This window comes from Streptomyces sp. NTH33, from assembly GCF_003236365.1.
In the GTDB taxonomy this organism is placed as follows: domain Bacteria; phylum Actinomycetota; class Actinomycetes; order Streptomycetales; family Streptomycetaceae; genus Streptomyces.
The window spans coordinates 1-9,491 of the sequence record NZ_POTZ01000281.1; the positions used below are offsets into that span (position 1 = coordinate 1).

Annotated in this window: 7 protein-coding genes and 1 pseudogene; 6 read left to right on the forward strand and 2 right to left on the reverse strand. The window is 70.8% G+C overall.

Annotated features, from left to right (window positions below):
* Positions 1–221 (reverse strand): carboxymuconolactone decarboxylase family protein (locus C1I97_RS24025; RefSeq protein ID WP_181446884.1); only part of this gene is annotated, 221 nt, incomplete at its 3' end.
* 270 nt (positions 222–491) lie between these two features.
* Here C1I97_RS24025 and C1I97_RS24030 point away from each other — a divergent pair.
* The 4 genes from C1I97_RS24030 to narI are packed head-to-tail and all read left to right on the forward strand — an operon-like array spanning position 492 to position 7,298.
* Complete coding sequence (locus C1I97_RS24030) at positions 492–4,139, forward strand: nitrate reductase subunit alpha (protein ID WP_111005268.1); 3,648 nt, start codon at positions 492–494, stop codon at positions 4,137–4,139.
* Positions 4,139–5,857: a nitrate reductase subunit beta gene (gene narH, locus C1I97_RS24035; protein WP_111005263.1), complete on the forward strand. Its 1,719-nt coding sequence runs from the start codon at positions 4,139–4,141 to the stop codon at positions 5,855–5,857. Before C1I97_RS24030 ends, narH begins: the two co-directional genes overlap by 1 nt.
* The gene (gene narJ / locus C1I97_RS24040) at positions 5,854–6,558 is read left to right on the forward strand and encodes a nitrate reductase molybdenum cofactor assembly chaperone (protein ID WP_111005264.1); all 705 of its coding nucleotides are present in this window, start codon (positions 5,854–5,856) and stop codon (positions 6,556–6,558) included. Before narH ends, narJ begins: the two co-directional genes overlap by 4 nt.
* The gene (gene narI, locus C1I97_RS24045; RefSeq protein WP_111005265.1) at positions 6,555–7,298 is read left to right on the forward strand and encodes a respiratory nitrate reductase subunit gamma; all 744 of its coding nucleotides are present in this window, start codon (positions 6,555–6,557) and stop codon (positions 7,296–7,298) included. Before narJ ends, narI begins: the two co-directional genes overlap by 4 nt.
* A gap of 165 nt (positions 7,299–7,463) precedes the next feature.
* Here narI and C1I97_RS24050 read toward each other — a convergent pair whose 3' ends face one another.
* Positions 7,464–7,925, reverse strand: a complete 462-nt coding sequence (locus C1I97_RS24050; RefSeq protein WP_111005266.1) for an ATP-binding protein — start codon at positions 7,923–7,925, stop codon at positions 7,464–7,466.
* Positions 7,926–8,089: 164 nt separating this feature from the next.
* Between C1I97_RS24050 and C1I97_RS24055 the strand changes: the two are divergent.
* Together C1I97_RS24055 and C1I97_RS24060 are read left to right on the forward strand one after the other, a co-directional pair.
* A pseudogene (locus C1I97_RS24055) lies at positions 8,090–8,962 on the forward strand (helix-turn-helix domain-containing protein).
* Positions 8,959–9,159, forward strand: coding sequence for a DUF397 domain-containing protein (locus C1I97_RS24060; protein ID WP_111005267.1), 201 nt, complete (start codon positions 8,959–8,961; stop codon positions 9,157–9,159). The pseudogene C1I97_RS24055 and the gene C1I97_RS24060 overlap by 4 nt, the downstream one beginning before the upstream one ends.
* Positions 9,160–9,491: the final 332 nt, after the last annotated feature.

Here is a 9,491-nt window from a genome sequence, read left to right on the forward strand (position 1 = left end):
CCTTTGCGCCGCGCGAGGCGGGTGTGCCCCTGGATGCAGTACGGGCACTGCGTGACGTGCGCGACGGCCACGGCGATCAGCTGCTTGGTCTTCTCCGGCAGGGCCCCTTCGGCGAACACGGCGCGGCTGAAGTTCTCGAACGCCTCGTCGACCGCTGGGGCGAGCTGGGCCCGGCGGGCGCCGATCTCGGGGGTGGCCGGGTGGTAGACGGACTCGGTCATCTGCTCGTCTCCTGGTTCTCGTCCACGTCGTGCAGATTCCGTCGTATCAGCGCGGAAGCCCCACCGGCAGGCGGGCTTGGGCCATCCGGGTGCGGTGCAGGGTGCTCGGGCGGCTCACGGCGGCATGACTCGATTGGCCCGGCGGGTCTCCGCCGCCGTGACCGTCCGCGGCCGCATCGTCTGCCGGAGGGCACGGAGGACAGCCGCGGCGTACGGCAGGAGGCGAAGGGCGTGAGCACCGACCGGGTGGGTGAGGCGACCGAGCGGCTGATGCGGTCGGCGCAGTTCTTCTTCCCCGGGGAGCAGTCCCCGGACGGGAGGGTGCTGTACCGGGAGGGAGGCCGCGGCGCGGAGGAGTTCTACCGGGAGCGGTGGCGGCACGACCGGGAGGTGCGCTCCACGCACGGGGTGAACTGCACCGGCTCCTGCTCGTGGAAGGTGTACGTCAAGGACGGTCTGATCACCTGGGAGACCCAGGCCACCGACTACCCCTCGGTCGGCCCCGACTCGCCGGAGTACGAGCCGCGCGGCTGCCCGCGCGGGGCGTCGTTCTCCTGGTACACCTACTCCCCCACCCGGATCCGCTACCCGTACGTGCGCGGCCCGCTGCTGGAGCTGTGGCGCGAGGCGAGGACACGGACGGCGGACCCGGTCGAGGCGTGGGCGTGGCTGACCGGGGATCCGGAGCGCTCAGCGGTGTACAAGCGGGCGCGCGGCAAGGGCGGGTTCGTGCGCTGCACCTGGCAGGAGGTCACCGAGCTGGTCGCGGCGGCGCACGTGCACACGGTGAAGCGCTACGGCCCGGACCGTGTCGTCGGCTTCTCGCCGATCCCGGCGATGTCGATGACCTCGTACGCGGCCGGGACGCGGTTCCTGTCGATGATCGGCGGGACGATCTCCTCGTTCTACGACTGGTACGCCGACCTGCCGATGGCCTCCCCGCAGGTGTTCGGCGACCAGACGGACGTGCCGGAGTCCGGCGACTGGTGGAACGCCGGGTATCTGATCGTGTGGGGCACCAACCTGCCGATCACCCGCACGCCGGACGCGCACTTCATGACCGAGGCCCGCTACCGGGGGCAGAAGGTCGTGGTGGTCTCGCCGGACTACGGGGACCACACGAAGTTCGCCGACGACTGGCTCGCGGCGGCGCCCGGCACCGACGGCGCGCTGGCGATGGCCATGGGGCACGTGATCCTCACCGAGTTCTACCGCGACCGGCAGGTGCCCTACTTCACCGAGTACGCCAAGAGCTACACCGACCTGCCGTTCCTGGTGCGGCTCAGGAAGCGCGAGGGCGGCGGGTACGTACCGGAGAAGTTCCTCACCGCCGCCGACCTGTCCGGATGGTCCGGGGAGGCGGGCGCGTTCAAGACGGTGCTGCTGGACGCCCGTACCGGCGGGCCGGTGGTCCCGAACGGGTCGCTGGGCTTCCGGTGGACGCCGTCCGGGACCGGCCGGTGGAACCTGGAGCTGGACGGGGTCGATCCGCTGCTGTCCCTGTACGGGCGGGCGGACGGCGAGCCGGTGGCGGTGGACCTGCCGAGGTTCGACACCGGGCCCGGCGAGTCCGGCTCGGCGGTGCGGCGCGGAGTGCCCGCGCTGCGGATCGGCGGGCACCTGGTGACCACGGTGTTCGACCTGGTGCTGGCCCAGTACGGGGTGGGCCGCGAGGGGCTGCCCGGCGTGTGGCCGTCGGGGTACGACGACGCGGACAGCCCGTGCACACCGGCCTGGCAGGAGGCGATCACCTCGGTGCCGGCGAGGGCCGCCGCGCGGGTGGCCCGGGAGTTCGCCCGGAACGCGGAGCGGACCCGGGGCCGCTCGATGATCGCGATGGGGGCGGGGACGAACCACTGGTTCCACTCCGACCAGATCTACCGCGCGTTCCTGTCGCTGCTGACGCTCACCGGCTGCCAGGGCGTCAACGGCGGCGGCTGGGCGCACTACGTCGGCCAGGAGAAGGTGCGGCCGCTGACCGGCTGGTTCCATCTCGCGTTCGGCCTGGACTGGCAGCGCCCGACCCGGCACATGGTGGGCACACCGCTGTTCTGGCTGGCCACGGACCAGTGGCGCTACGAGGCGTTCACAGCCGACGCCCTGACGAGCTCGCTCGGCGCGGGCCGGCTCGCCGGGCGGACCCTGCCGGACTGCAACGCGCTGGCCGCCCGGCTGGGCTGGATGCCCTCGCACCCCGCGTTCGACCGCAACCCGCTGGACCTGTGCGACGAGGCCGAGCGGGCCGGCAAGCAGGTGCCGGAGCACATCGTCGACGAACTCCGGGCGGGGCGGCTGCGGTTCGCCGCCGAGGACCCGGACGACCCGGCGAACTTCCCCCGGGTGCTGACCATCTGGCGGGCCAACCTGTTCGCGTCCTCCATGAAGGGCCACGAGTACATGCTGCGGCACCTGCTCGGGACGGACGACGCGGTCACCGCCGCCGAGACCCCGCCGGACCTGCGCCCCCGCGAGGTGGTGTGGCGCGATCGGGCGCCGGTCGGCAAGCTCGACCTGTCGGTGGCCGTGGACTTCCGGATGACCAGCACCTGCCTGTTCTCCGACGTGGTGCTGCCCGCCGCCACCTGGTACGAGAAGTACGACCTGTCGTCCACCGACATGCACCCGTTCGTGCACGCCTTCAGCCCGGCGATCGCACCGCCCTGGCAGACCCGTACCGACTTCGACGTCTTCCACACCATCGCCGCCGAGTTCTCGAAGCTGGCGGCCGTCCACCTGGGGGTGCGCCGGGACGTGATCGCGGCGCCGCTGGCCCACGACACGCCGGACGAGCTGGCCCAGCCGCACGGCCGGGTGCGGGACTGGAAGGCCGGTGAGTGCGAGCCGGTGCCGGGGAAGACCATGCCCAGGCTGGTCGTGGTGGAGCGCGACTACGCGGCGGTGGCCGAGAAGATGGCCGCGATCGGGCCGCTGCTGGACACGCTCGGCACCTCCACCAAGGGCGTCACGTGGAAGCCGGAGCAGGAGATCGACCTGCTGCGGCACGCCAACGGCACGGTGCGCGGCGGGGCCGGCGACGGGCGGCCCTCCCTCGCCCGCGACGACCTGTTCTGCGAGGCGATCCTGGCCCTGTCCGGCACCACCAACGGCCGCCTGGCGGTCAAGTCCCTCCAGGCGCTGGAGGAGAAGACCGGGGTGGAGCTCGCCGACCTGGCCGAGGAGCGCTCCGGCGACCGGATCACCTTCGCCGACACCCGGATCCAGCCCCGCTCGGTGATCACCTCGGCGGAGTGGTCCGGCACCGAGTCCGGCGGGCGCCGCTACTCGCCGTTCACCGTCAACGTCGAACGCCGCACGCCCTGGCACACCCTCACCGGGCGGCAGCACTTCTTCCTCGACCACGACTGGATGGCCGAGTTCGGCGAACAGCTGCCCGTCTACCGGCCGCCGCTGAACACGGTCGCACGCTTCGGCGACCCCACCCGCGCCGCCGACGGCACCCCGCAGCTGGTGGTGCGCTACCTGACGCCGCACTCGAAGTGGTCCATCCACTCCGAGTACCAGGAGAACCTGCACATGCTCACGCTGTTCCGCGGCGGCCCGGTGATCTGGATGAGCCCGCTGGACGCGGAGCGGATCGGCGTGGCGGACAACGACTGGATCGAGGCGTACAACCGCAACGGTGTGGTGGCCTGCCGGGCGGTGGTCACCCACCGGATGCCCGAGGGCACGGTGTTCATGTACCACACCCTGGACCGGCATCTGAACGTACCGAAAACGGAGACCTCCGGCCTGCACGGCGGCGGCGACAACTCCCTCACCAGACTGCTGATCAAACCGACCCACCTGATCGGCGGTTACGCCCAGTTCTCCTACGGGTTCAACTACATCGGTCCCACCGGCAACCAGCGCGACGAGATCACCGTCATCCGGCGGCGCAGCCAGGAGGTGCAGTTCTGATGACCCGTGGCAAAGCCACCGTCGGGCGTTGTATGGCCCAGGTGGCGATGGTGATGAACCTCGACAAGTGCATCGGCTGCCACACCTGCTCGGTCACCTGCAAACAGACCTGGACCAACCGGCCGGGAGCCGAGTACATCTGGTTCAACAACGTCGAGACCAAGCCCGGCGTGGGCTACCCGCGCGGCTACGAGGACCAGAAGCGGTGGAAGGGCGGCTGGGAGCTGGGCCGCCGCGGCAGGCTGAACCTGAAGGCCGGCGGCCGGCTGCGCAAGCTGGCGACCATCTTCTACAACCCCGAACTGCCCTCCCTGGACGACTTCTACGAGCCGTGGACCTACGACTACGAGAGGCTCGTCACGGCCCCGCTGTCCGACTCCTTCCCCAGCGCACGGCCCAAGTCGCAGCTCACCGGCCGTGACATGCGCCCGGTGCACGGCCCGAACTGGGACGACGACCTGGCCGGAGCGGCCGCGTACGCCGCCGCCGACCCGAATCTGGAGGGCCTGTCCGAGCAGGTGCGGATGGAGTTCGAGCAGGCGTTCATGTTCTACCTGCCGCGGATCTGCGAGCACTGCCTCAACCCCTCCTGCGTGGCCTCCTGCCCGTCCGGGGCGATGTACAAGCGGGAGGAGGACGGGATCGTCCTGGTTGACCAGGACCGCTGCCGCGGCTGGCGGTTCTGCGTCTCGGGCTGCCCGTACAAGAAGGTCTACTTCAACCACCGCACCGGCAAGGCCGAGAAGTGCACCTTCTGCTACCCGCGGATCGAGGCCGGCCAGCCCACCATCTGCTCGGAGACCTGCGTGGGCCGGCTGCGCCACCTCGGCGTGATGCTGTACGACGCCGACGCCGTCCTGAAGGCCGCCTCGGTCAAGGACGACAAGGACCTGTACGAGGCGCAGCTGTCGGTCTTCCTCGACCCGAACGACCCCGACGTCCTGGCCGCGGCCGAACGCGACGGCATCGCGCACGACTGGATCCAGGCCGCCCAGCGCTCCCCCGTCTACTCCCTGATCAAGCGGCACCGGGTGGCGCTGCCGCTGCACCCGGAGTACCGGACGATGCCGATGGTCTGGTACGTCCCGCCGCTGTCGCCCGTGACGGACGCCGTGCACGCCACCGGCTACGACGAGGCCGACCCCGACCGGGTGTTCGCCGCCATCGAGTCGCTGCGCATCCCGATGGCGTACCTGGCGAACCTGTTCACCGCGGGCGACACCGCGGTCGTCGCGGGCGTGCTGCGCAAGCTGACCGCGATGCGCGCGCACATGCGCGGGGTGCAGCTGGGCGACCCGGTCGACGAGGAGCTGCTGGACACGGTCGGCATGAGCGCGCTGGACGTCGAGGACCTCTACCGGCTGCTGGCCATCGCCAAGTACGACGACCGCTACGTCATCCCGAAGGTGCACGCCGAGGGGTCCGGCGCGCTGATGGCCCAGCACTGCTCCCTGGACTACCCGGGCGGCGCCGCGGACAGCGGGGCGCACACCCAGGACACACTGTCCGGCGCGCCGCCACGGCTTCCGGGGCTGTCGGCGCCGGGCGGCGGCAGCCGGTTCCGCGACAGCGACGGCCGGGTCCGCTTCAACCTCCTCGGCTGGAACGGCACGGCTCCGGCCCCCGGCCTGTTCGGCGGTTCCGGCGGTTCCAGCGAGTCCGGTGAGTCCGGTGAATTCGGCGAGTCCGGTGGGTTCGGTAAGGGAGCGGGCCGGTGAGGAACCTCCGCCGCGCCCACCACCGCGCCCACCGCCGCGCCGACACCCCGCTGCTGCACCGGATCACCTCGATCCTGCTGCGCTACCCCGACCCCCGCACGCTGTCCCTGCTCGACGACGTCACGGCCGCGATCCCCGCGATCGGCGACCCGGCCGACCGGCTCCGCCTGACCACGTTCACCGACCGGCTGCGGAGCCTCACCCCCACCGAGGCCGCGCAGGCCTACGTCGCGACCTTCGACCACACCCGTCGCCGCTGCCTGTACCTGACGTACTACCGCCACGGCGACACCCGCGCCCGCGGCATGGCCCTGCTCGCCCTCAAGCACACCTACCGCCAGGCCGGCCACGAACCGCCCGAGAGCGAACTGCCCGACCACCTGCCGCTGATCCTGGAGTTCGCCGCCCTCGCCCCCGAACCCGGCCACCGGATCCTCCTGCAGTGCCGGGCCGGACTGGAGATGCTCCGGCAGGCCCTGCACGAACACACCGACCCCCACGCACCCCTCCTGGACGCCCTCTGCGACCGCCTGCCGAGCCCGGACCGCCGGCAACGCGAGACGCTGCGCCGACTGACCGCCGAGGGCCCGCCCGAGGAACACCTCGGCCTGGAGCACGTGGGCCTCGAACCCTTCGCCCCACCCGAATTCCTGACCGGAACCGCAACCGGAACCGCAGCTACGATCGGAGACCGCCGATGAGCTCCTGGGACCTGTGGTGGTGGGTCATCCTGCCCTACCTCGCCCTCGTCACCTTCGTCGTCGGCCACGTCTGGCGCTGGCGCTACGACCGGTTCGGCTGGACCAGCCGCTCCACCCAGCTGCAGGAGCGCAGACTCCTGAAGTGGGGCGGACCGCTGTTCCACTACGGCACCTTCGCCGCGATCATCGGACACGTCCTGGGCATCCTCGTCCCCGAGTCGTTCACCCGGTGGCTCGGCATCCCGGAGAACACCTACCGCTGGTTCTCCTCCATCGGCGGCACCGTCGCCGCGCTGGCCGTCATCGCCGGTGTGGCGGTGCTCGCCCTCCGCCGCACCGCGGTACCCCGGGTCCGGGCCACCACCAGCCCGGTCGACTGGATCGCCCTGATCCTGCTCGCCATTGTGATCGTGCTGGGCATCATCCCGACCATGGGGATCAACCTGTTCGGCAGCGGCTACGACTACCGCCGGAGCGTGGCACTGTGGTTCCGCGGCCTGTTCGCCGGCGACCCCGACGTCCACGCCATCTCCCACGCACCGCTGATCTACCAGGTCCACGCCACCGCCGCCTGGGCCATCCTCGCCGTCTGGCCCTTCACCCGGCTGGTCCACGCCTGGAGCTACCCCCTGTGGTACCTGTGGCGTCCCTACGTCCTCTACCGCAGCCGCGTCCCCACCCACCCCACCGAACCAGGCACCAGCGGCCGCCGCTGGCGCCGCATCGGCGCGGGCTACTGACGGCGCGGCGCGGGGCCGGCCGCGGCGGCCGGCCGGGTGGCGGGCCAGGACGCCGCCCACTCCGCGAACTACGGTGGGGCGCCCCATACGGGATGCAAGGCAAGCCCAAGGCGGAACCATCCCCACACATGCGGGGATGGTCCCAGGCGGGCGCAGCTCCCCGGCCTACCCAGCCTGCCGAACGCACTCGGCCCAGACCGTTTTGCCGCCCGGACGGTGTGGTTCGCAACCCCAGGCGTCGGCGAGTGAGGCGACAAGGAGCAACCCCCGCCCGGACTCACCGTCCGCGTCGGGGTCCGGCGTCGGCACAGGCGGACGTTCGCCTCGCGCGTCGGTGACCTCGATACGGAGGATGGTGGGCGTCAGGGTGAGGGCGAGGCGTGCATTCCTGCCCCGCACCCGGCCGTGCAGGGCGGCGTTCGCGGTCAGTTCGGCGATGAGGAGTGAGGCCGTGGCCGTGCTGTCGTCGTCGGCGACGGCCTCCGGCCATCCCTGTTGCGTGGTGAGCCAGCGCTCGGCGGCATGGCGGGCGGTGTGCGCGCCCCGCGCGGTGGTGGGGAATGTGGTGCGGAAGTGGCCCACGGCGATGGTCGGCTCACCGGATGCGGTGACGGTTTCCTGGTTCACCTCACCGAGGGTGACCGAATTTGCCTACCGTGTGGAGCACACGGGACGGTACGCAAGGTGACTGTCCCGGTGCGGACGGTGTGATGTACGGGCGTACGGCCGTGTCCTGGCCAAGGCTTCGCCGGTTCGTCCTCCGTACACGGAAGACTGGGTGGTGGTACGGCATGACAGCGCAGCCGGGCACGGGGGCTCCCACGGGCAGCGAGACGGACGGTACCGACGAGGTCGCGGATCTGTTTCGGGCCCTTGGCCGGCAGGTCAAGGTCGCCCGGGAACGGGCCGGGCTGAGCCAGAAGGAGCTGGGCGACCGGGTCGGGTACGGCGAGGAGACCATCTCCTCCGTCGAGCGGGCCCGGTGAACCCCGCAGCCTGAACTGCTGGTAGCGGTGGACCGGTTGCTGGCGTGCGGGGGCCTGCTGGAGTCCGCGGCGGAGGACGTGGAGCGGGCCAAGACACGGCGGCGGGTGCGGCATCCTGAATGGTTCAAGGACTATGCGCGGCTGGAGGCGGAGGCGGTTGAGCTCCACGACTACAGCTCACTCGCTGTTCCCGGGCTCCTGCAAACTGAAGCTCACGCGCGGGTGGTGTTCGGGGCCCGGCAGCCGTTGCTGGACGAGGTGACCGTCGAACAGCGCGTGACCGCTCGGCTGGACCGCCAGCAGATCTTCAACCGCTGGCCTCCGCCGTTCACGACCTTCACCATCGAGGAATCCGTGTTGCGCCGCCCACTCGGCGGATGGGACGTTCATCGGGAACAACTCGAAGCCCTGCTGAGGTTCGGCGGGCTACGCAGTGTGGAGCTTCAGGTGCTGCCGATGGAACGCAAGGAACATTCCAGCCTGGGCGGACCGTTCATCCTGCTCACCCCAAAGGGCAAGCCCCAAGTGGCGTACCTGGAGGTCCAGCACATCAGTCGCCTGATCACGGATCCGGATGAGGTACGTATCCTTGCCGCACGCTACGGCAGCATCAGAGCACAGGCGCTCACGCCAGAAGAGTCACTGACCCTGATCGAGAAGATGCTGGGAGACCGATGAACACCGAACAGCCCACACGGCTCAGCTGGTTCAAGAGCACGTACAGCAGCGGTGAAGGAGGTGCGTGCGTCGAGGTCGCCGCCGACGTGACCGCCATACACGTACGGGACTCCAAGGAACGCGGCGGCCCCCAGCTCGCGTTCACGCGCAACGCATGGTCCGGGTTCGTCACAGCCCTTGAGCGGAACCGGACCTGACCGTTCCGCCCGAGATCGCATCGGGGCACCTCACACGGCCGTCGCGGAGAAGGAGAAGGAGCGCGGCACGCGTCCGCCCGTACGATCCGGTGCGGGCAGCCGCGTGCCGCGCTGCGTTCTTGTCCTTCTCTCAGCCTCCCGGCGCGGCGGGTGCGCTCAACGCGCTTCCACTGCCACCGGCTTGGAGATGAGGAACGACGTCGCGACGGCGACCGCCATGATGACGGCACCGGTGATCACGGCGGTGGTGCAGCCGCCGGTTGTTGTTGGTCAGGGGCTTGAGGCAGTCACATTCCAAGCCCCATGCCTCACATCCCATCCCAGCCCAACCC

Bases quoted from the DNA above. Each gene is read 5' to 3' on its own strand.
- C1I97_RS24030 (WP_111005268.1), top strand. From the start codon at position 492: ATGCGGTCGGCGCAGTTCTTCTTCCCCGGGGAGCAGTCCCCGGACGGG.
- narH (WP_111005263.1), top strand. From the start codon at position 4,139: ATGACCCGTGGCAAAGCCACCGTCGGGCGTTGTATGGCCCAGGTGGCG.
- narI (WP_111005265.1), top strand. From the start codon at position 6,555: ATGAGCTCCTGGGACCTGTGGTGGTGGGTCATCCTGCCCTACCTCGCC.
- C1I97_RS24060 (WP_111005267.1), top strand. From the start codon at position 8,959: ATGAACACCGAACAGCCCACACGGCTCAGCTGGTTCAAGAGCACGTAC.